The following is a 20,266-nucleotide window of genomic DNA, read 5'->3' on the forward strand; positions in this document are numbered from 1 at the left end:
CCCGCCTTTCAAGAATCGTTTATTCTTATAAACGATTACGAAAAAGAACGAAAACCCGGAACTTTTTGTCCGGTTGCTTGTAGTATCGTCATAACCATTAAAAACAAAAGCGTTATGGATGATATGATTTACAGAAACGATTCCATTGCCGAAGAGAACATCGACCCCAACGGCCGCCCGGCAGAGAATAAATTTGAAGAATGGAGCGAAGAGGTTTCAGAACGTACAGACCCCGGCTGCAAAGACAAGAAAGTGAAATCCGCCAAAAAGCGGAAAAAACTTATCAGGGAAATGGATGAAGTAATCAAAGAAGATTTGAAATAACCAGTCACCTCAGGCGATACAGAGCCTTTTCAACCCAAACTTGAAAGGGCGTCAATCCGTACCGCCTGAGGTGACCGACTTTAAAGGAGATTATTTATACCCCGCCGCTTTCGCAATGCGTTTCGGAATTTCCGTATTATCCATCTTGCCGACAAACAAATCGGAACCCGCACCTATTGCAAAGACAGGTACATATCCGGCCGTATGGCCCGAACCGGTCCATCCTACCATTGCTATCTGGCTCATCACTTTCCGGGCAGCAGCAGCCAAAGGTTCGGTCTTAGCGTACAGGCTCTCTTCAAAGACAACCTTATTCTTCACAAAAGACGTCTCGTATTCATCACGGAGCATCTTTTCCTGCTCCCAAGTCAAAGGCAACTCTTCCCAAAATCCCATCTTATCGGCAAGCAGCGCCTTCACTTCCTCCCAGGAAGCCTTGTCGGAATCTTTCCGCAAATCGGTAATTGCCTTGGAAAGAAGGTCTTGCGACTGTTCCTGATTCGTCAATGCTTTCAGGCGCAACTCATATCTTCCGATACCCAGGCTCATGCCACCGGTTTCGTGGTCGGCAGTCACAACAATCAAAGTCTCTTTCGGGTGCTTCTTGTAGAACTCATAAGCCACTTTTACCGCATTATCCAAATCGATGACTTCCTCAAAAACGGTGGCAGGGTCATTGCCGTGGCAAGCCCAGTCTATCTTACCTCCTTCCACCATAAGGAAGAATCCTTTATTGTTTCCCTTTGTCAGGAACGAAATAGCACTTTCGGTAATCTCCGGCAAGGTAAGGTCACCTTCCTTGCGGTCGATGGCATAAGGCAGGCAGGAAGGTACGGCACCCTCTTTCTGAATAAGCACCATTTTCCCTGCATCCGCAGCCTTTGCTTTGTATTCGTCCAATCCCCTGGCAATGGTATATCCCGCTTCCTCTATAATGGGGAAGATACTCGGCGCATCTTTCTTATCGGCTGTCGTAGCGGGTTTCAGGAAACCGCCGCCTGCGTAAAAGTCGAAACCGGCCTTCGGCAGGTCAAGAGCAATTTCGTAATACATGCTACGGTTGGGCTGGTGGGCATAGAATGCCGCCGGGGTAGCGTGGTCTACACTGACACTGGTGGTGACACCGACTTTCCTGCCTGCTTTCTTGGCTTTCTCGGCAACTGTCTGCAAGGCGTTTTTATCATCGTCCATACCAATAGCCCCATTGTATGTCTTTGCACCGGTGGCAAGCGCCGTACCGGCTGCTGAAGAATCGGTCACGGAATTAGTGGCGGAGAAAGTTGTAGCCACAGTACCTGCCGGAAATGTGGTAAACAAAAGCGGCTTCACGCCGATACGTCCCTCCTGCTCGGCAAGGTACATCTCCGTACCGTTCACCTGATTCACTCCCATTCCATCGCCGATGAAATAGAATACATACTTTGCCCGCTGTGCATACGATGTGCCTGCCAGCAGTACAAAGAACAACACATAAATCAATCGTTTCATAAACTTGTTCTATTTAAATTATCTGTCATACTGATATTTCCCTTTACCGGGAAACAAAGATAGATATTTTAAATCATTCATATATAACGATATTATTAAAAAGAAAGTGCCGGATACAGTATTAACTGTTTCCGACACTTTTATCAGGACTGTTATTACAAACCTGTTATTTATTCAAGATAGCCATTGTATCCGAAGCAATCATCAGCTCTTCATCGGTCGGGATAACCACTACCTTCACCTTGGAATCGTCTGTAGAGATTACAGCCTCTTCACCACGGACCTTGTTCTTTTCCAGGTCGACCTTGACACCCATGAATTCAAGACCTTCGCATACTTCACTACGGCAGTTGCACTGGTTCTCGCCGACACCGCCCGTAAACACGATGATGTCCACACCGCCCAAAGCGGCAGCATAAGCGCCTACATACTTCTTGATGCGGTAGAAGTACATCTTTTCTGCCAGAATAGCTCTCGGGTTACCGGCAGCCACGGCATTCTCCAAATCGCGCATATCGCTCGACTCACCGAAGATACCCATTACACCGCTCTTCTTGTTCAGAAGATTGGATACTCCGTTTGCATCCAGCCCTTCTTTCTCCATGATGAAAGTTACGGCTCCCGCATCGATGTCGCCGCTGCGGGTACCCATCATCAGACCTTCCAGCGGAGTCAGACCCATGCTGGTGTCGATACACTTGCCGTCTTTAATGGCAGAGATGGAACCACCATTACCGATGTGGCAGGTAATGATTCTCTTTCCTTCCGGCTGTACGCCCAGAAATTCGCACACACGCTTTGATACATAACGGTGAGAAGTTCCGTGGAAGCCATAACGGCGAACCCCGTATTTCTTATACAGTTCGTAAGGAACGGCATACAGATAGGCATAATCGGGCATCGTCTGATGGAAAGCGGTATCAAACACACCAATCTGCGGCACATCGGGCAGAATGGCGGAAATAGCGTTTACACCCTTCAAGTTGGCAGGATTATGAAGCGGAGCCAAATCATTGCAGGCAATAAAGGCGTCCAGCACCTCCTGAGTCAGCAAAACGGATTCGCTGAACTTCTCGCCGCCGTGCACCATACGGTGACCTACCGCATTGATTTCGTCCAAAGACTTGATTGCACCGTATTCAGGGCTGATCAATGTATTGAGGATGAACTCCACACCCACAGTATGCTCCGGTATGTCTTTTTCCAGAATTTTCTTCCCGCCATCAGGCAAGGTCAGTTTCAGGAAAGAGCCTTTCAAACCGATTTTTTCAATGCCACCTTGAGCGATAACCTCTTTATGGTCCATATCAAACAACTTGTATTTGATGGACGAGCTACCGCAGTTCAATACTAAAACTTTCATGATACTAATGTTAAATTATAAATTATGAATTTCGAATTATGAACCGCGAACCATGAACCATGAACAGGAAGAAATCCCCAATCATAATTCATAATTCAAAATCCATAATTATTTATTGTGTTTAGCTGCAATAGCCTGATTTGCCGTAATGGCAATCATACGATATACATCTTCGATGGAGCAACCGCGTGACAAATCGTTCACCGGACGTGCGATACCTTGCAGAATCGGACCTACCGCATCGGCATGTCCCAAACGCTGTACCAGTTTGTAGGAGATATTGCCTACTTCAAGGCTCGGAACAACCAGCACATTTGCATTACCTGCAATGGCAGAACCCGGAGCTTTGCTGGCACCGACTTCAGGAACCAATGCTGCATCAGCCTGCAGTTCACCGTCGATAGCAATATCAGGAGCCATTTCTTTAGCAATCTTCAAGGCTTCTACCACTTTGTCTACCACTTCGTGTTTTGCAGAACCTTTTGTAGAGAAACTCAACAGCGCCACTTTCGGATCAATACCTGCGACAGCCTGAGCCGTACGTGCAGTACAAACAGCGATTTGCGCCAATTGAGAAGCATCGGGAACCGGAGTAACGGCAACGTCACCCATTACCAGAATACCATTCTTACCATATTCGGGAGCATGCGTCAGCAACAACATTGCACCGGAAACGCAGGTAATGCCCGGAGCAGTCTTGATAATCTGCAAAGCCGGACGAAGCACATCACCGGTAGTATTGCGTGCACCTGCCAACTGGCCGTCGGCATCGCCATTCTTGATAATCAGACAGCCCAAATAAAGCGGATTGGTTACCAGTTTACGGGCTTCTTCAATAGTCATGCCTTTTTTCTTACGCAACTCGAACAGCAGTTGTGCATACTCTTCCTGCTTGGGATTGTTTTCCGGGTCGATAATGGTTGCCTTGGAAATGTTACCAAGTCCCCACTCCGTTGCACAAGCGTTGATTTCAGCAGGATTGCCCAAAAGAATCAGGTCTGCAATACCATCTGTCAGAATTTGATTGGCAGCTTTCAAAGTGCGTTCTTCCGTACCTTCAGGAAGAACAATGCGTTGACGATCGGCTTTCGCACGCTCTAAAATTTCATTAATTAATCTTTGCATGATATTTTAATTGTGTATAAGAATCAGTAGTTCGTGTTATTCACGCAGCAAAAGTACACAATTTTGCAATATACACATTGCAATTTCGGGGCTTTTTCCACACCAAATGAGAATTATTATAATATTTAACACTAACAGTGGATTTACGAGACGGTTCCTCACTTCAAATAGCTAACTTTGCAACGTTTTCAATATTTTCAATAGGTTAGGTATTATTTAATAATCAGGTATTATGATCCGTCAATGCGCCATCCTTTTCGGATGTCTGGCTTTGGGTGAATTGATTGTATTCTTAACGGGTATCAAACTTCCGTCCAGCATCATCGGTATGCTGCTGCTCACCCTTTTCTTAAAATTGGGTTGGATAAAACTGCACTGGGTGCAGGGAATGTCCGACTTCTTGGTTGCTAATCTGGGATTCTTCTTTATCCCGCCCGGCGTAGCCCTTATGCTCTATTTCGACATTATCGCCGCCGAATTCTGGCCTATCGCCATCGCTTCATTAGTCAGCACCCTGCTGGTACTCGTGGTTACCGGATGGGTTCACCAATTAACACGTAAAATCAAATGAACTTTTTAGAAAACGAATTCTTCCTGCTGGCTATTACTTTCGGGATATTCTTCTTAGCCAAACTTCTTCAAAAGAAGACAGGAATCATGCTGCTGAATCCCATCTTACTGACTATTGCCCTGCTTATCATTTTCCTGAAGATGACAAATATCAGTTATGATACTTACAACAAAGGCGGGCATCTGATTGAATTCTGGTTAAAACCTGCCGTCGTTGCGTTGGGGGTTCCTTTGTATCTGCAATTGGAGACTATCAAGAAACAATTGCTGCCTATCCTGCTTTCACAATTGGCAGGATGTATTGTAGGGGTTATTTCCGTAGTCCTGATAGCAAAACTGATGGGAGCCTCCGACGAGATTATCTACTCGCTGGCTCCAAAATCCGTTACTACCCCGATAGCCATGGAAGTTACGAAATCAATAGGCGGCATTCCCGCGCTGACTGCCGCCGTAGTGGTTTGCGTAGGCCTGTTGGGAGGAATCCTCGGTTTCAAGACAATGAAACTCACCCATATCGGAAGCCCCATGGCTCAAGGGCTTTCCTTAGGGGCAGCAGCCCATGCTGTCGGCACATCCACAGCAATGGACATCAGCAGCAAATACGGTGCGTTTGCCAGCCTCGGCCTGACGCTTAACGGAATATTTACAGCCTTGCTAACCCCTACTATTTTACGATTATTAGGGTTACTCTAACAAAATCTTCTTATCTTTGTTATTATATTCTTATAACCAATAGAAATTATTTATGATTCCATTTAAAGATATCGAACTACAAGATAAAGAGCTGATTACTTCCTTTACTTTAAACAGTCCGCGACGCAACTGCGACCTTTCATTCTCCAACCTATGCAGTTGGCGTTTCTTATACAACACCAAGTTTGCCATTATGGACGGTTTCCTATTATTGAAATTCTGGGCAGACGGAGAGCTTGTATATATGATGCCTATCGGCAACGGCGATTTAAATAAGGTACTGGATGCGCTGATAGAAGATGCCAACCGGGAAGGAGAGCCTTTTTGCTTGTTGGGTATCTGCGCCGAAATGTGCTCCGAACTGGAAACCTTTATGCCCGGCAGATTTCAGTTTACAGCAGACAGGGATTACGCCGACTACGTATATCTGCGCTCCGACCTCGCCACCTTATCCGGCAAAAAGTTTCAGGCAAAGCGGAATCATATCAACAAATTCAAAAAGACTTATAACTACGAATACACTCCGATTACAGCCGACCGTATCCGGGAGTGCCTCGATTTGGAAGCGGAATGGTGCAAAGTCAACAACTGCGACCAGCATGAAGGTACCGGCAACGAACGCCGTGCATTGATATACGCCCTGCACAATTTCGATGCGTTAGGGCTTACGGGCGGTATTCTCCATGTAGAGGGCAAGATTGCGGCTTTTACTTTCGGCATGCCTATCAACCAAGACACATTCGGAGTACATGTAGAGAAGGCCGATACCTGTATAGACGGCGCTTATGCCATGATTAATTACGAATTTGCCAACCATATCCCGGAACAATATATCTACATCAACCGGGAAGAGGACTTAGGTATTGAAGGGTTGCGGAAAGCAAAACTTTCCTATCAGCCTGCCATTATTCTGGAGAAATACGTCGCCTGTTTAAAAGAACAGCCGGTAGAGGCCATCAAGTGGTAAAAAAGGTAAAGTTGACAGGACTATAAAACAGGGTGCACAATTATGATAAGGGAGGAAGCAATGCGGGAAAAGATAAAGAGTTTATGGAAACTATGCTTTAACGACAGCGATGAATTTACAGATATGTATTTCCGCTTGCGTTACAGCAATGAAGTCAACATCGCCATTCAAAGCGGTGAAGAGGTGATTGCCGCCCTGCAAATACTACCCTATCCCATGACTTTCGGAAAGAGCGAAATCAAGACAGGATATGTGTCGGGGGCCTGTACACATCCCGATTATCGCAACCGCGGGGCTATGCGCGAACTGTTATCGCAAGCCTTTACCCGTATGCTACACAATGGCATGTCCATTTCCACGCTGATTCCGGCAGAACCCTGGTTGTTCGGGTATTATGCCGGTATGGGCTACATGCCGGTATTTAAATACTCCTCAACAACCTTCACGGCTTCAGAGGTTACCATCGCTGACGAAACGGCTGTTCTGAACAAAATAAATGATTATCAGGAAGAATCATATCGCTATTTAAACCGGAAACTGCGGGAACGCCCCTATTGTATCCAGCATACGGAAACGGACTTCCGGGTAATCCTTGCCGATTTACAGTTGGGGGAAGGCTGCGTCTATACATTGAAGCAAGGCGATAAGATTACGGCTTTAGCCATCGTATATCCGGCAGGCAGTACTTGGCAGGCAGGAGAAATCGTTGCGGAAACTCCCGGTATGTACCCGTTGTTGCTACAACGTATTTGCGAGCAGCTGAACATCCCGTCCATCCGGGTTATTAGTCCGTCTGAAACAGAGCCGACCCCGCAAGTATTGGGTATGGCGCGCATCATCAATGCCAAAACGATACTGCAACGATATGCCGCCGAGCATCCGGAACTGAAAATGAGCATCGCACTTACAGACTCGCAGATCAGCGCCAATAACGGTTACTACTATCTGAATAACGGCAAGTGTATAAGTAGTGCCAAGCGGCTGCCGGGCAGCCACTTGGCACTCACTGTCGGCGAACTTGCCGAAAAGATATTATCGCCATCAAACCCTTACATGAGTTTAATGCTGAATTAACAGCTGCTACAATCCGCTGAAGTCTACGCCCTCGAATACCAGCGACGGGATGCGCCATGAAGAAGACATACGGGGATCATTACCCACAGCCGATAGAGAAGCCCAAAGCGTAATCATATTACCCGTGACATTCATTTCGCTGACGGGCTGGGTCAATTTGCCATTTTCAATCAGGAAACCCTCTATACCGTACGAAAAGTCTCCGGAGCTGCTGTTACAATTACCGCCATTGAATCCGGTAACCAGGATGCCTTTCTGCACGTCGGCCACCAGACCGTTCAAATCTTTGTTTCCCGGTTTGAGCACCAATAAGGAAGGAGAGTTGACAGTCGGCTCCACTCCCATTTTTTTAGAGTTGTAGGTATCAATGAAGTATGTTTTCAACACACCTTCTTCAAAGATAGAACGCCGTTCGGTTGCCACTCCTTCGCTATCGAAATAGCGCGCACCGCTTGCACCGATTAAATGGGGCTCATCCATCAGATTCAATAATCCGGCCCCTACTTTCACATTCAGTTTATCCAACAGAAAAGAGTTTTTTTGCTGTAATGCCGAACCGTACAGCGCACTCAGTACCGGACTGAGCAAATTACTTGCATTCATCGGGTCTACCACCATTGTATACTTGCCGGAAGCAACCTTCTTCTGTCCGAGTTTCCGCAGTACGCGCTCCAAGGCTTTCGTTCCGACACCCGATTTTACTAGTTTGTCGTAAAACAGAGCCGATTCATACCAATAAGAAGATGGACGCGCCTCTCCCTCGCCACGCAATGCCACATCGGCAGAAACCGAAAACCAGGTAGACTTGGACTCGCCTTCAAAACCGTTGCTCGTCAAACGGTAGGAAGAGCTTTCTCCGTCACCATACGAAGTTCCTACGGATATAATACGGCTGTCTTTGCCCAAGACTTCTTCGGCAGCAGCACGCGCAATGGCAACTTTGTCATCCGGATTAATAGTTTCGAAACGCTTGTCAAACAATTGCAAGTCCGGCTTTCCACCTTTATAATAACGGGAAGCATCGGGCAACACACGTGCCTCATCCACTGCCAGATAGCGCGTAGATTCGATACCGTTCTTTATAAACGTCTCCAGTTCTTTCTTATCCAAACGGTTGGTTGAATAAGAACCATACCTGCCGTCCACATACAAACTGATGCTCAACCCGCTTTCCGAGGCTTGTTGCAATCTGTCCATCTTGGCATCGCGTAATTCAAATGAAGCGTTGGAGTTGGAATACAGCACCAACTTTGCTGCCTGACACCCGTTTTTCAAGGCATAGTCCATTGCCCACTGCGCCAGCTTTTTATTATTGTCTGTAATCATATTTTCAGTTGATTGTTAGCTATTGATAATTGACAATTAGAAATTATCAGTTATCAATGCTCCGTTAGTACTTAATTTTCCCCTCCTACGGTGAGTTTGCTGACTAATGCCGACGGCATACCGCACGTCACCGGACAAGACTGTCCATCCTTACCACAGGTCCATGTACCATTGTCAATCTTATCATTGTCGGCCACCATTGTGATGTCTGCCAATGCTTTCGGACCGTTACCTATGATATTGATGTCCTTAATGGGCTGCGTCAGCTTTCCGTCCTCAATCAAGTAACCGGACTTCACGAAGAACGTAAAGTCACCGGCTCCAATCTGTACCTGACCATTCGTAAACGTGTCTACGAAAATACCGTTCTTCACCGTAGAAATAATATCCGCTTCTTTCATATTGCCGGCTTCCATATACGTAGCACGCATACGGGGAATAGGCAGGTTACGGAATGTATCGCGGCGACCGTTTCCGGTGGGATTCACACCGTAATGCTTTGCACTGATACGGTCGTGCAGGTAGCTGGTGAGCACACCTTCCTTAACAATATACGTTTTCTGCCCCTCTACGCCTTCATCGTCGAAATTCACGGAACCCCGATTGAAAGGTATCGTACCGTCATCCACCACGTTAATATGTTCGTTGCACACCTTCTTGTTCAACTGACCGGCAAATATGGATATATCCTTACGGTTGAAGTCTGCCTCGAACGCATGTCCTATAGCCTCGTGCAGCAGGATTCCCGAACCGCCCGAACCCATTACAACGGGCATTTCACCACCTTTAGGCTTAATGGCCTTAAATAGAATAGCAGTACGATCTACCACTTCACGGGCAATCACGTCCACCACATCATCGGTCATAAATTCGAATCCCTTGCGATAAGACCTGCCAGCATAGCCGTTTTCCATCTTACCGTTCTCCTCCATGATGCAGACTGCCATAAAGGATACCATTGGACGGTAGTCGTAATAGCTCACACCTTCCGAATTGCAGAACAGTACATGCGAAGTGCTGTCCTGCAAATAAGCCTGTACCTTTCGCACACGGTTGTCCAAAGAGAATATTTTCTCATTCAGTTTCTCCAAATAGGGAATCTTCTCTTTTACGCCCACATCTTCCCAAGGAGTAGCCACGGCATAGCGACTCCGGGCTATGGTTTTCTCCGTCAGCCCCACAGGTTTGCCTGCCCTGCCCGAAGATGCAATACGGGCAGCAGTACGGGCGGCACGCAACATTTCTTCCAAGGTAACGCCTTCTACATAGGCATAGCCACTTTGGTCTCCGGAAAGCACACGCACTCCCATACCGAAATCGATATTGGAGCCGCAGTTATTCACCTTACCGTCCATTAAACTCACACTATTATTGAAAGTGTGTTCGAAGTAAAGGTCCGCATAATCGCCGCCCTTTTCCAAAGCAACAGCCATTACTTTCTTTAAATCCGCTTCCGTCACACCAAAATGATTGGCAGCGGCAGCAACGGCAGACTTAGAGTCCGCACCGCCCAATGCTCCGCGCACAGACCCGGGCATAGCCAGCGAAGGCATAGCCAGTGAACCAAGAACGGCCATTCCGCCGGTTCGCAAGAAGTTTCGTCTATCCATATAAGTTTGTTATAAATTATAAATTACAGGTCGCTTATCCTCAATATAACGGGGGAATACAGAAAGGAGAGCTACCTTTGATTACCGAACAACCAATGCGCCTCAGCCTACTAATGCCGCATCTAAATTTCTTTTGTCAAAAGACTCTCCAATTCCTCGGCACTCAGGCGCAGATAAAACTGCCCTTTGTAGGCTACCGAAATAGAGCCTGTTTCTTCCGATACAATGATTGCATGGGCATCCGACACCTGAGATATTCCCATCGCTGCACGATGCCGCAAACCCAATTCTTTCGGAATGTCCAGATTGTGCGACACGGGCAGGATACATCCTGCCGCCTTAATGCGCTTCTTGCTGATAACCATAGCTCCGTCGTGCAACGGACTATTCTTGAAAAAGATATTTTCTATCAGGCGCTGGTTTATATCGGCGTTGATAATCTCCCCTGTACGCACCACATCGTCCAACGGCATATTATGTTCCACCACAATCAATGCACCGACTTTCTGCTTGCCCATACTGATACAAGCCATTACAACGGGCATAATTTCATCGTGTTCCATACTTTCTTTCTTGTTTCCCGTAAAGAAGCGCACCAACGCACTGGCATGCTGATGCGAACCGAGCGTAAGCAGAAACCGCCGTATTTCATCCTGAAACAAGACGATAAGTGCCAACACGCCCACGCTGACCAGTTTATCAAAAATAGACCCTAACAGTTTCATCTCCAGCACCTGAGAAACCACCAGCCAAATCAGGATAAACACCAGTATACCCGTAAACACATTGATAGATCCGGAAGCTTTCATCAGCTTATATGTATAGTAAAGCAGGAAAGCTACCAGCAGGATATCTATAAAATCTTTTATGCCAAATTCAAAAAACACGGTCGCAAGTGATTAATGGTTAATTATTAGCGATTAACGCAGAACGGGCCGCATTCATGGCTTCCACGATTTTCACCGCTTCCACTGCCTCGCGCACATCGTGCACACGAAGTATATCAGCCCCTTTCAACAGACAGATGGTATCCAATACGGTTGTACCGTTCAACGCTTCCTGCGGAGTCGTTCCCAACAAGCGATAAATCATAGATTTACGGGAAACGCCAACCAGCAAGGGAAGTTCAAAAATACGAAATTCCTCCAGATGAGCCAACAATTCATAATTATGCTCAATGGTCTTGCCAAAGCCGAACCCGGGGTCCAATATGATATCCTTTACGCCTAAATCGCGTAATTGCTGCACCTTACGGGCAAAGTACATAAACACCTCTTTCAGCAAATTATCATAATGGGGATGCTGTTGCATATTTTGCGGCGTACCCTGCATGTGCATCATGATATAAGGAACATTCAGGTCGGCAACCGTACGGAACATATCATCATCCATTTCTCCGGCGGCTATATCATTGATAATTGCCACACCGTATTCCTCGACACACATTCTCGCCACATCCGCCCTAAAGGTATCTACCGAAACAATTGCATCGGGCTGTACCTTCCTCAGAATACCCAACCCCATGCGCAAGCGTTCCATCTCTTCCGCAGGCGACACATTCTCCGCATTGGGACGCGAAGAGTAAGCACCCACATCGATGATAGCAGCTCCTTCCGCCACAATCTGCTCTATGCGGCTTGTTATGTCGGCTTCCGTCTGCATGCGGCTGCCGGCATAAAAAGAATCGGGAGTGACATTGAGAATTCCCATGACGCAGGGAGAAGAAAGGTCCAACAGCGAACCGTTGACGTTTATATATTTGGATTGCAGAACTTTCATGGCAGCGTTTTTTGATTTATATATCTGCAAATGTAAACAAAAAAGCCATTGTTGGTACACCAAGTCTGAAAAATAAGGTATCTTTGTTCGCAAAATATCATTTTTATTACGAACTGCAAAACTCCCCCGAAGGAGAAAGATATGGATATAACCGCTCTTTATCAGATATTTCTCGGCTGCACCGGCATAACCACCGACAGCCGCAACTGCCCCGAAGGCTCACTGTTTATCGCCTTGAAAGGCGATACGTTCAACGGCAACGCCTTTGCCGCCAAAGCATTGGAAGCAGGCAGCGCCTACGCCGTTGTAGACGAAGCCGCCTATGCTCCTGCCGGAGATACACGTTATATATTAGTGGATAACTGCCTGCACACCTTGCAACAGCTTGCCAATTATCACCGCCGCCAACTGGGTACGCGCATCATCGGCATTACAGGAACCAATGGGAAAACAACGACCAAGGAGCTTATATCCGCCGTATTGTCTCAAAAGTACAATGTACTGTACACACTGGGAAATCTGAATAATCCGATCGGTGTACCGCTCACCTTGTTGCGCCTGACAACAGAGCATGAGCTCGGCGTAGTGGAAATGGGAGCCAGCCACCCCGGCGACATCAAGGAACTGGTGGAAATAGCCGAACCCGATTATGGGATTATCACCAATGTAGGAAAGGCTCATTTGGAAGGCTTCGGTTCTTTCGAAGGCGTTATCCGGACCAAAGGCGAACTGTACGACTATCTGCGCCGGCAGGGAAACTCCACCATCTTCCTTCATCAGGACAATCCTTACCTCAGGGAAATAGCCCGGGGACTGAATCCGATAACCTACGGAGAAGAAAACAGTCTGTATATCAACGGCCACGTTACCGGCAATTCCCCCTACCTCGCTTTTGAGTGGAGAGCCGGAAAAGAAGGAGAATTTCACCAAGTGCATACCCGACTGATTGGCGAATATAACTTTCCCAATGCTCTGGCAGCCGTCACTATCGGGCATTTCTTCGGAGTAGAAGCAGAGAAGATAGACAAAGCCCTGAATGAATATGAACCCCGGAACAACCGTTCGCAACTGAAAAAAACGGCCGACAACACCCTGATTATCGATGCCTACAACGCCAATCCCACAAGCATGCTGGCAGCCATCGGAAATTTCCGCAACATGCAAGCCGAGAAAAAAATGCTGATATTGGGAGATATGCGCGAACTGGGAAAAGACAGTGCCGAAGAGCACCAGAGAATAGTAGACTATCTGGAAGAATATGGCTTTGAGGATGTAATATTGGTAGGCGAATTATTTGCAGCAACCCGCCACACATATACCACTTATCCCGATGCTCCGGCTCTAATAGCCGCGCTTCAAAAGCACAAACCCTGCGGAAAGACAATCCTGATAAAAGGCTCGAACGGAATAAAGCTGAATACGGTAGTCGATTATCTCTAATCTGTAGATTTACGCATCACTCTTGGTTTCAGCACGAAACAAGCCACCAATGACGCCAGGACAGCTCCCGTGGTATTGGCTGCAAAATCCAGCCAATCACCGCCGCGGTAGGTAGTACAAAATGCCTGTAACAATTCTATCGCTCCGCTGAACAATACCGGACAGACAAATGCTCCTACCCATGCGTGCCACATAGGCGTGCGGTCTCTCCGATGCGCCCGCAAGAACTCCAGCCACAACATACCGGACATGCCGAAATACATACAGATATGCACCACCTTGTCAAGGTTAGGGATAGTGCCCAAATCGGTAGTGGGCGGTTTAAAAAACGACAGATAAATTACAGCAAGTATTATCACCAGCGATACCGGATATTTCTTAATATAATATAGCATATCTCAAATTATGAACAATCTGTGTGCAAAAGTATGGAACATTTTCTATATTTGTGCGTTTTAAGAGCAATTAATAACGAATTGTAAGAAAAATCCACGTTTTATGACAAGAAATGAAAGAGCCAACTTTGGAAGCAAATTAGGAGTGATACTTGCTTCAGCCGGTTCTGCAGTTGGCCTGGGTAATATCTGGAGATTCCCTTTTGAAACAGGCAATCATGGTGGCGCAGCCTTCATACTGATTTATCTGGTATGTGTACTTATATTAGGTATTCCTATCATGATAGCCGAATTTCTTATCGGACGCCGTTCACGCGCCAACACTGCCGGAGCGTATCAAAAGCTGGCCCCGGGAACCCATTGGCGTTGGGTGGGACGAATGGGTGTATTAGCCGGATTCCTTATTTTGGGCTACTACTCGGTAGTAGCGGGTTGGACCTTGGAGTTTATAGGAGAAGCCGCAACCAACAGTTTTGCCGGCAAGTCCGCCGCAGAGTTCATCGCTTCCTTCAACGGCTTTGTCAGCAATCCGTGGCGTCCTGTTATCTGGTTGGTGGTATTCTTGTTAGCCACACACTTCATCATCATAAAAGGAGTGGAAAAGGGTATTGAAAAATCAGCCAAGATAATGATGCCCATGCTGTTTATCCTGCTGGTAGTGCTTGCCATTTGTTCCGTATCACTACCCGGTGCAAGTGCGGGTATCGAATTCCTGCTGAAACCCGACTTCAGCAAAGTGGACGGTAATGTTTTCTTAGGTGCAATGGGACAGGCATTCTTTTCACTCAGCCTCGGCATGGGATGTCTTTGCACATACGCTTCTTATTTCAGGAATGACACCAACCTGCCTAAAACAGCACTCAATGTGGCAGGTATCGATACGTTAGTTGCCATTCTTGCCGGATTCATTATCTTCCCTGCAGCGTTTTCCGTTGGCATCCAGCCGGATGCAGGACCGAGTTTATTGTTCATCACCTTACCCAATGTATTTCAACAGGCATTCGGCAACATACCCTGGCTGGCAATCGCCTTATCCATCATGTTCTACGTTTTGCTGGCGCTGGCGGCATTGACTTCAACCATTTCCTTGCACGAAGTGGTAACAGCATATCTGCATGAGGAGTTCAAGTTTACACGAGGAAAAGCAGCCAAACTGGTTACTGCCGGCTGTATCGTGCTGGGAGTGTTATGTTCGCTGTCATTGGGCGTAGGAAAGAGTTACACGATTTTCGGTCTTAACCTGTTCGATTTATTCGACTTCGTCACCGCTAAAATCATGTTGCCCTTAGGCGGGTTCTTTATCTCTATCTTCACCGGATGGTATCTGGATAAAAAGATTGTATGGGAAGAAGTCAGCAACAACGGAACTTTAAATATACATATATACAGATTACTAATCTTCATTCTGAAATATATCGCTCCAATAGGAATCGGACTTATTTTCATCAACGAATTGGGCTTCTTCAAATAAACCATAATGAAGAATCCGTTTAAAGACTTCTTATACTTCTCCCGGGGAGAAAGACGAGGTATCCTTGTTCTCATCATTGGAATAATCCTCATCTTTCTCTCCGGGTATATCTATTCTTTCCGGCAAAACAGCAGGCAACTTTCTGAAGAAGAATCCAGGATACAGGCTGCCGCCTTGAAAGAATACGACAATTTTATCAGTTCTGTGCGGGAACAAGAAAAAAACGATAACAGCCGTTTCAAGAAATCGGAGAGATATAAAAAGAGAACAGTTGTATTAGCTCCTTTCGACCCTAACCGTACAGACTCCGTCACCTTCTGCCGCTTAGGTCTTCCTGCATGGATGGCAAAGAACATCTTACGTTATCAAAGCAAAGGGGGAAAGTTCCGCAAGACCGAAGATTTCAAAAAGGTATATGGATTGACAGAAGAACAGTACCAAACGCTCTCTCCCTATATCTATTTTACGGCAGAAGACACTATAAGAAAGGCGACCTCTCTACTCACCCTTCGGCAGGCATCCAAAGACAGTATTTATAAATATCCGGCAGGCACCGTGCTTAACTTAAACCATGCAGATACTACTGAATTGAAGAAAGTTCCCGGCGTAGGCAGCGGCATAGCCCGGTCGATAGTGAACTATCGGCAACGTTTAGGCGGCTTCTACCGAATAGAGCAATTGCAGGAGATTCATTTGGATTATCGCCAACTGCAAGCATGGTTCACCGTTACGCCTTCTGAAATCCGGCGCATCAATCTGAACCGGATCGGCATAGAGCGCCTTCGCAACCATCCTTATATAAACTTTTACCAGGCAAAAGCCCTTGTGGAATACCGTAAAAAGAAAGGAACACTCCACAACCTCAAACCCTTTGCCCTCTACGAAGAATTTACCGAAAGCGATTTGGAGCGGCTTAGCCACTATGTTTGTTTTGAATAATGAAAGGACGGACAGCTATTCCTTACAAACCTCACCGTCTTTCAGATGAATGGTACGGTCGGTGATTTGTGCCAATCCCTCATCATGCGTCACAATTACAAATGTCTGGCCCAAACGGTTACGCAAATCGAAGAACAGTTGGTGCAGTTCTTCCTTATTATGCGTATCCAAACTTCCGGACGGCTCATCCGCCAACACCACCGCAGGATGATTGATGAGCGCACGGGCAACGGCAACCCTTTGCTTCTCTCCACCGGACAACTCATTGGGCTTGTGCGAAGCGCGTTCCGCCAATCCCATGAAGTCCAATATTTCGGCAGCCGCCGCTCTGGCTTCCTGCTGTCCCACTCCGGCAATGAAAGCCGGTATCATCACATTCTCCAAAGCCGTAAATTCCGGCAACAACTGATGGAACTGAAAGACAAAGCCTATATGCTTATTACGGAAGGCGGAGAGTTCTTTCTCCTTCAGGCAATTCACCAATGTACCGTCAATCGTTACCGAACCGCTATCGGGCATGTCCAAAGTTCCCATAATCTGCAACAAAGTGGTCTTGCCCGCACCGCTGGGACCGACAATACTGACCACCTCCCCTTTTTTTATCTCCAGGTCGATGCCCCGCAACACCTGCAAACTGCCGAAACTCTTCGTTATTCCTTCTAATCGTATCATTGTTTTAGTTACTATTTATTCCTTACGGTCATGACACATTTTATCTTTAACACATAGGTACGTTCTGACTGTTTGATAGCCCTATTACAACCTCTTAATAACGTATTCCGCAAGGTAACAGCCGAATACAGCCGGCATATAGCTTACAGTTCCGCAAGTGGACTTTTTATTCTGTTCATCTTCCGTCAACAGCACTGCCTTAGGGTCGGCTTGCTCGGTACTGAATACAACCGGAAGTTTACGTTTAATCCCCAGCTTCTGCAAACGTTTCCTCACCGCCTTACTCAATCCGCAATGATAGGTATCCCATATATCGGCAAAACGTATCTGCGTAATATCACTCTTTGCGCCCGCCCCCATACTCGATACAATCTTAATATGCCGTTTCAGTGCTTCCGTTATCAAATAGCATTTGGGAGCAAGTGTATCGATGGCATCCACTACAAAATCATATCGGGCGGCATCAAGCAGTTCGGGTATATTATCGTCTTTCAGAAATACCGGCAGCACCGTCAACTGTATGTCCGGATTGATATCTTTGAAACGTGCCGCCAAAACCTCCGCTTTCTCCCTCCCCATAGTGGAATGCAAAGCAGGCAGTTGACGATTTATATTGGTAGGCTGCACCGTGTCCGCATCCACAATCGTCATCCGCCCCACACCTGCACGGCATATCATTTCGGCTGCATAAGCGCCTACTCCGCCAAGACCTACAACCAGCACATGCGCCTGTTGCAGCCTTTCCATTTTCTCCTCTCCCAGCAAAAGCCGGGTTCTCTGTTTCCAATCCTCCAGCATCACCAACCACTAATCATTAATCACTAATCGCTTATCACTAATCACTAATCACTTACTAATCTTCCTTAAACCATTTATAAACCCACTTTCCTACCTTCTCGTAATGCTGCGCCTCATTTCGCGGATTAGAGAAAGAGACGGCATCCTGGGGTTCGCCCAACTGGTCGGGATAAAGTACAATCAAACTATTATTGGAGAAGTATTTGCTCAACTGCGCCGGGAGCTTCTCGAAGGAGCTGTCGTAAGAGATGGATCCCCTACGTGCGCTTATCACTACAAGCAAATGATCGTAATTCACTTGCCCGGTCAATATCAGCAAATCCCCCCAATCATCCAGACGAGAGAAGTCCGTCAAGGTCTGTCCATACTTTTTCTTCACCAATGCCTGCAACTGTACAGTTGTTTCCTCGTTTGCAAAGAAATGTACCCGGCAGCCCAACGTACCGCCCATCCGGCAAAAATGCTCCACCCACTTCTGAAAGCCTGCTTCGTATTCCGCCTTGGGAGGAACGGCAATGATGATTCGCCGTATCGTATTAATCGGAATCAGGAATTTGGCAATCATAACTTCGCGATGCAGTCCTTTCAGCAGGTTCTCGGCAAGCATACCGAAGAAAGAGTCTACAATATTGACCTTACGGTGCAAACCGATAATCACATCGGTCACCTCATATTCTTTCGCCGTATGGATAATACCCGAAGCAATATTCAAGTCATACCGTGTAATCTGGCGCAACGGCACATCGGCAGAAGCCGTAATCATGGCCGCCTTCTCCAAATACCTTTTACCGCGAAGCTCCAAACCCTCGGAAGTATTGTTGTCATTGATTACGTTCAAAGCCAACAGATTATCTTTCTGTTTGGTATCACGTATCAACAAGGACAGGTTCATCAGATATTCAATCGTATCCGGATTTGCCACCGGAATAAGAATCCTTTCCGCCTCAACCGTACGCTCCTCTTCCAGATGCGCCTCGCACATGGCAATCTTGCGTGCGGCCCTTTCCGTAATAAAGGAGCTCACCACACATGTCACAAGAATCAGCAATACCGTACCGTTCAGCACATCCTCATTCAACAAACGCTCACCGTTCGGCAAGATGATATTATAACCCACCAATACCGCCGCCAGCGTAGCTGCTGCTTGTGCATTGCTCAAGCCAAACATCAGCTCACGCTCTATGGGAGCCATTTTATAAATTTTCTGCGTCAGCCAGGAAGCGATCCACTTGCCCACCAGCGCCACAACAATCATAACGGCAGCCACCTTCAAAGCGTCTCCCTGCCCGAAGATGACATGAATATCAATCAGCATGCCCACCCCTATCAGGAAATAGGGTATGAACAGAGCGTTACCGACAAACTCCAGATGATTCATCAACGGTGATACATGCGGTATGAGGCGGTTCAAGACCAGCCCTGCCAAGAATGCTCCCAAGATGCCTTCCATTCCCACGAACTCCATTAAACCCGCTCCCAGAAAAACCATGGCAAGTACGAAAATAAATTGCATCACGTTATCATCATAGCGGCGGAAGAACCAGCGTCCGATACGTGGAAACGAATACATAATCAGCGCTCCGAGGAATATGACCTTAACCACCAGCCACAGCCAGAACAGTCCGCCGGACTCTCCTTTAAACAGACCGCCCACCACTGCCAGCACCAGCAACGTAAGCGTATCCGTCACAGCCGTACCGCCCACAGCAATACTTACACTGCGATGGCGGGACACACCGTAACGAATTACAATCGGGTAAGCCACCAGCGTGTGCGAGGCATACATACTTGCCAGCAATATGGACGTCACGAGACTATACTTCAGCAACATCATATTGGTAACCAAGCCTATGCCTATCGGAATGACGAAAGCCAGCAATCCCAGCATCACAGCCTTTCCGCGATTCTTCTTGAAATCGCCCATATTCATTTCCAACCCTGCCAGGAACATGATATAATAAAGTCCGACCTTGCCGAACAACTCGAAACTGCTGTCGCGCACCAAGATATTGAAGCCATGCTCGCCAATCACCAATCCCGCCAGAATCATACCGATAATGTGCGGTATACGTAATTTATTCAGCAATATGGGCGCAAACAATATAATAAGGAGTACAAGGAGGAATATCCATGTAGGGTCTGTTACAGGAAGTGTCAAACTGAAATTGAGCCAGTCCATACGCAGTGAGTTTTAGGTTTTAACTGCAAAATAACGAAAAAGTTTTCACTTTA

19 protein-coding genes are annotated in these 20,266 nt (G+C 46.8%); 8 read left to right on the forward strand and 11 right to left on the reverse strand.

Features of this window, described 5'->3' with window-relative positions; genetic code table 11:
• Positions 1 to 114: 114 nt before the first annotated feature.
• On the forward strand, positions 115 to 324 hold the full coding sequence (locus H8S52_RS06250) for a hypothetical protein (protein ID WP_186909482.1): 210 nt from the start codon (positions 115 to 117) through the stop codon (positions 322 to 324).
• A 90-nt stretch (positions 325 to 414) separates the two neighbouring features.
• On the opposite strand, the gene H8S52_RS06255 is transcribed toward H8S52_RS06250, so the two are convergent.
• From H8S52_RS06255 to pta, 3 genes are all read right to left on the reverse strand, one after another.
• The gene (locus H8S52_RS06255) at positions 415 to 1,812 is read right to left on the reverse strand and encodes an alkaline phosphatase (RefSeq protein WP_186909483.1); all 1,398 of its coding nucleotides are present in this window, start codon (positions 1,810 to 1,812) and stop codon (positions 415 to 417) included.
• A 166-nt stretch (positions 1,813 to 1,978) separates the two neighbouring features.
• Complete coding sequence (locus H8S52_RS06260; protein ID WP_186909484.1) at positions 1,979 to 3,175, reverse strand: acetate kinase; 1,197 nt, start codon at positions 3,173 to 3,175, stop codon at positions 1,979 to 1,981.
• Between the two features lie 108 nt (positions 3,176 to 3,283).
• On the reverse strand, positions 3,284 to 4,300 hold the full coding sequence (gene pta, locus H8S52_RS06265; protein ID WP_005656261.1) for a phosphate acetyltransferase: 1,017 nt from the start codon (positions 4,298 to 4,300) through the stop codon (positions 3,284 to 3,286).
• A 232-nt stretch (positions 4,301 to 4,532) separates the two neighbouring features.
• On the opposite strand from pta, the gene H8S52_RS06270 reads away from it, so the two are divergent.
• From H8S52_RS06270 to H8S52_RS06285, 4 genes are read left to right on the forward strand one after another with little or no spacing between them, the layout of a single operon-like run.
• Complete coding sequence (locus H8S52_RS06270) at positions 4,533 to 4,871, forward strand: CidA/LrgA family protein (protein WP_005656259.1); 339 nt, start codon at positions 4,533 to 4,535, stop codon at positions 4,869 to 4,871.
• Positions 4,868 to 5,563 (forward strand): LrgB family protein, encoded by a 696-nt coding sequence (locus tag H8S52_RS06275; protein ID WP_005656258.1) that lies wholly within the window; start codon positions 4,868 to 4,870, stop codon positions 5,561 to 5,563. Before H8S52_RS06270 ends, H8S52_RS06275 begins: the two co-directional genes overlap by 4 nt.
• A gap of 52 nt (positions 5,564 to 5,615) precedes the next feature.
• Positions 5,616 to 6,530 carry a DUF2156 domain-containing protein gene (locus H8S52_RS06280; RefSeq protein WP_186909485.1) on the forward strand — a complete coding sequence of 305 codons (915 nt, stop codon included), beginning with the start codon at positions 5,616 to 5,618 and terminating at the stop codon, positions 6,528 to 6,530.
• 42 nt (positions 6,531 to 6,572) lie between these two features.
• Positions 6,573 to 7,604 carry a GNAT family N-acetyltransferase gene (locus tag H8S52_RS06285; protein WP_186909486.1) on the forward strand — a complete coding sequence of 344 codons (1,032 nt, stop codon included), beginning with the start codon at positions 6,573 to 6,575 and terminating at the stop codon, positions 7,602 to 7,604.
• Between the two features lie 6 nt (positions 7,605 to 7,610).
• On the opposite strand, the gene H8S52_RS06290 is transcribed toward H8S52_RS06285, so the two are convergent.
• From H8S52_RS06290 to folP, 4 genes are all read right to left on the reverse strand, one after another.
• Positions 7,611 to 8,930: a TldD/PmbA family protein gene (locus tag H8S52_RS06290; RefSeq protein WP_117984485.1), complete on the reverse strand. Its 1,320-nt coding sequence runs from the start codon at positions 8,928 to 8,930 to the stop codon at positions 7,611 to 7,613.
• A gap of 71 nt (positions 8,931 to 9,001) precedes the next feature.
• Positions 9,002 to 10,540: a TldD/PmbA family protein gene (locus H8S52_RS06295; RefSeq protein WP_016661141.1), complete on the reverse strand. Its 1,539-nt coding sequence runs from the start codon at positions 10,538 to 10,540 to the stop codon at positions 9,002 to 9,004.
• 122 nt (positions 10,541 to 10,662) lie between these two features.
• A complete protein-coding gene (gene cdaA, locus H8S52_RS06300) occupies positions 10,663 to 11,427 on the reverse strand; it encodes a diadenylate cyclase CdaA (protein ID WP_117984487.1) in 765 nt (254 codons plus the stop codon).
• A 19-nt stretch (positions 11,428 to 11,446) separates the two neighbouring features.
• Positions 11,447 to 12,319: a dihydropteroate synthase gene (gene folP, locus H8S52_RS06305; RefSeq protein ID WP_186909487.1), complete on the reverse strand. Its 873-nt coding sequence runs from the start codon at positions 12,317 to 12,319 to the stop codon at positions 11,447 to 11,449.
• A gap of 141 nt (positions 12,320 to 12,460) precedes the next feature.
• Between folP and murF the strand changes: the two genes are divergently transcribed.
• Positions 12,461 to 13,759 (forward strand): UDP-N-acetylmuramoyl-tripeptide--D-alanyl-D-alanine ligase, encoded by a 1,299-nt coding sequence (gene murF / locus H8S52_RS06310; RefSeq protein ID WP_117984491.1) that lies wholly within the window; start codon positions 12,461 to 12,463, stop codon positions 13,757 to 13,759.
• Here murF and H8S52_RS06315 read toward each other — a convergent pair.
• Positions 13,756 to 14,154, reverse strand: coding sequence for a VanZ family protein (locus tag H8S52_RS06315; RefSeq protein WP_186909488.1), 399 nt, complete (start codon positions 14,152 to 14,154; stop codon positions 13,756 to 13,758). The genes murF and H8S52_RS06315 overlap by 4 nt on opposite strands.
• A gap of 103 nt (positions 14,155 to 14,257) precedes the next feature.
• Between H8S52_RS06315 and H8S52_RS06320 the strand changes: the two genes are divergently transcribed.
• Positions 14,258 to 15,625, forward strand: coding sequence for a sodium-dependent transporter (locus tag H8S52_RS06320; protein WP_005656239.1), 1,368 nt, complete (start codon positions 14,258 to 14,260; stop codon positions 15,623 to 15,625).
• Between the two features lie 6 nt (positions 15,626 to 15,631).
• Complete coding sequence (locus tag H8S52_RS06325) at positions 15,632 to 16,564, forward strand: helix-hairpin-helix domain-containing protein (protein WP_117984494.1); 933 nt, start codon at positions 15,632 to 15,634, stop codon at positions 16,562 to 16,564.
• Between the two features lie 15 nt (positions 16,565 to 16,579).
• Here the strand turns inward: H8S52_RS06325 and H8S52_RS06330 are convergent, their stop codons facing one another.
• The 3 genes from H8S52_RS06330 to H8S52_RS06340 form a co-directional block, all read right to left on the reverse strand.
• Positions 16,580 to 17,236: an ABC transporter ATP-binding protein gene (locus H8S52_RS06330; protein ID WP_117955514.1), complete on the reverse strand. Its 657-nt coding sequence runs from the start codon at positions 17,234 to 17,236 to the stop codon at positions 16,580 to 16,582.
• 84 nt (positions 17,237 to 17,320) lie between these two features.
• Entirely contained in the window at positions 17,321 to 18,034 is a 714-nt protein-coding gene (locus H8S52_RS06335) for a ThiF family adenylyltransferase (protein WP_181987219.1), read from the reverse strand.
• 55 nt (positions 18,035 to 18,089) lie between these two features.
• On the reverse strand, positions 18,090 to 20,213 hold the full coding sequence (locus H8S52_RS06340; protein ID WP_005656232.1) for a cation:proton antiporter: 2,124 nt from the start codon (positions 20,211 to 20,213) through the stop codon (positions 18,090 to 18,092).
• Positions 20,214 to 20,266 lie beyond the last annotated feature (53 nt).

Source organism: Bacteroides sp. NSJ-48 (assembly GCF_014287405.1).
GTDB lineage: Bacteria > Bacteroidota > Bacteroidia > Bacteroidales > Bacteroidaceae > Bacteroides > Bacteroides stercoris.

What these genes read in the sequence shown, in the direction of transcription:
- H8S52_RS06250 (WP_186909482.1), top strand. Translation starts at nt 115, where the DNA reads ATGGATGATATGATTTACAGAAACGATTCCATTGCCGAAGAGAACATC.
- H8S52_RS06255 (WP_186909483.1), bottom strand. Translation starts at nt 1,812, where the DNA reads ATGAAACGATTGATTTATGTGTTGTTCTTTGTACTGCTGGCAGGCACA.
- H8S52_RS06260 (WP_186909484.1), bottom strand. Translation starts at nt 3,175, where the DNA reads ATGAAAGTTTTAGTATTGAACTGCGGTAGCTCGTCCATCAAATACAAG.
- pta (WP_005656261.1), bottom strand. Translation starts at nt 4,300, where the DNA reads ATGCAAAGATTAATTAATGAAATTTTAGAGCGTGCGAAAGCCGATCGT.
- H8S52_RS06270 (WP_005656259.1), top strand. Translation starts at nt 4,533, where the DNA reads ATGATCCGTCAATGCGCCATCCTTTTCGGATGTCTGGCTTTGGGTGAA.
- H8S52_RS06275 (WP_005656258.1), top strand. Translation starts at nt 4,868, where the DNA reads ATGAACTTTTTAGAAAACGAATTCTTCCTGCTGGCTATTACTTTCGGG.
- H8S52_RS06280 (WP_186909485.1), top strand. Translation starts at nt 5,616, where the DNA reads ATGATTCCATTTAAAGATATCGAACTACAAGATAAAGAGCTGATTACT.
- H8S52_RS06285 (WP_186909486.1), top strand. Translation starts at nt 6,573, where the DNA reads ATGATAAGGGAGGAAGCAATGCGGGAAAAGATAAAGAGTTTATGGAAA.
- H8S52_RS06290 (WP_117984485.1), bottom strand. Translation starts at nt 8,930, where the DNA reads ATGATTACAGACAATAATAAAAAGCTGGCGCAGTGGGCAATGGACTAT.
- H8S52_RS06295 (WP_016661141.1), bottom strand. Translation starts at nt 10,540, where the DNA reads ATGGATAGACGAAACTTCTTGCGAACCGGCGGAATGGCCGTTCTTGGT.
- folP (WP_186909487.1), bottom strand. Translation starts at nt 12,319, where the DNA reads ATGAAAGTTCTGCAATCCAAATATATAAACGTCAACGGTTCGCTGTTG.
- murF (WP_117984491.1), top strand. Translation starts at nt 12,461, where the DNA reads ATGGATATAACCGCTCTTTATCAGATATTTCTCGGCTGCACCGGCATA.
- H8S52_RS06315 (WP_186909488.1), bottom strand. Translation starts at nt 14,154, where the DNA reads ATGCTATATTATATTAAGAAATATCCGGTATCGCTGGTGATAATACTT.
- H8S52_RS06320 (WP_005656239.1), top strand. Translation starts at nt 14,258, where the DNA reads ATGACAAGAAATGAAAGAGCCAACTTTGGAAGCAAATTAGGAGTGATA.
- H8S52_RS06325 (WP_117984494.1), top strand. Translation starts at nt 15,632, where the DNA reads ATGAAGAATCCGTTTAAAGACTTCTTATACTTCTCCCGGGGAGAAAGA.
- H8S52_RS06330 (WP_117955514.1), bottom strand. Translation starts at nt 17,236, where the DNA reads ATGATACGATTAGAAGGAATAACGAAGAGTTTCGGCAGTTTGCAGGTG.
- H8S52_RS06335 (WP_181987219.1), bottom strand. Translation starts at nt 18,034, where the DNA reads ATGCTGGAGGATTGGAAACAGAGAACCCGGCTTTTGCTGGGAGAGGAG.
- H8S52_RS06340 (WP_005656232.1), bottom strand. Translation starts at nt 20,213, where the DNA reads ATGGACTGGCTCAATTTCAGTTTGACACTTCCTGTAACAGACCCTACA.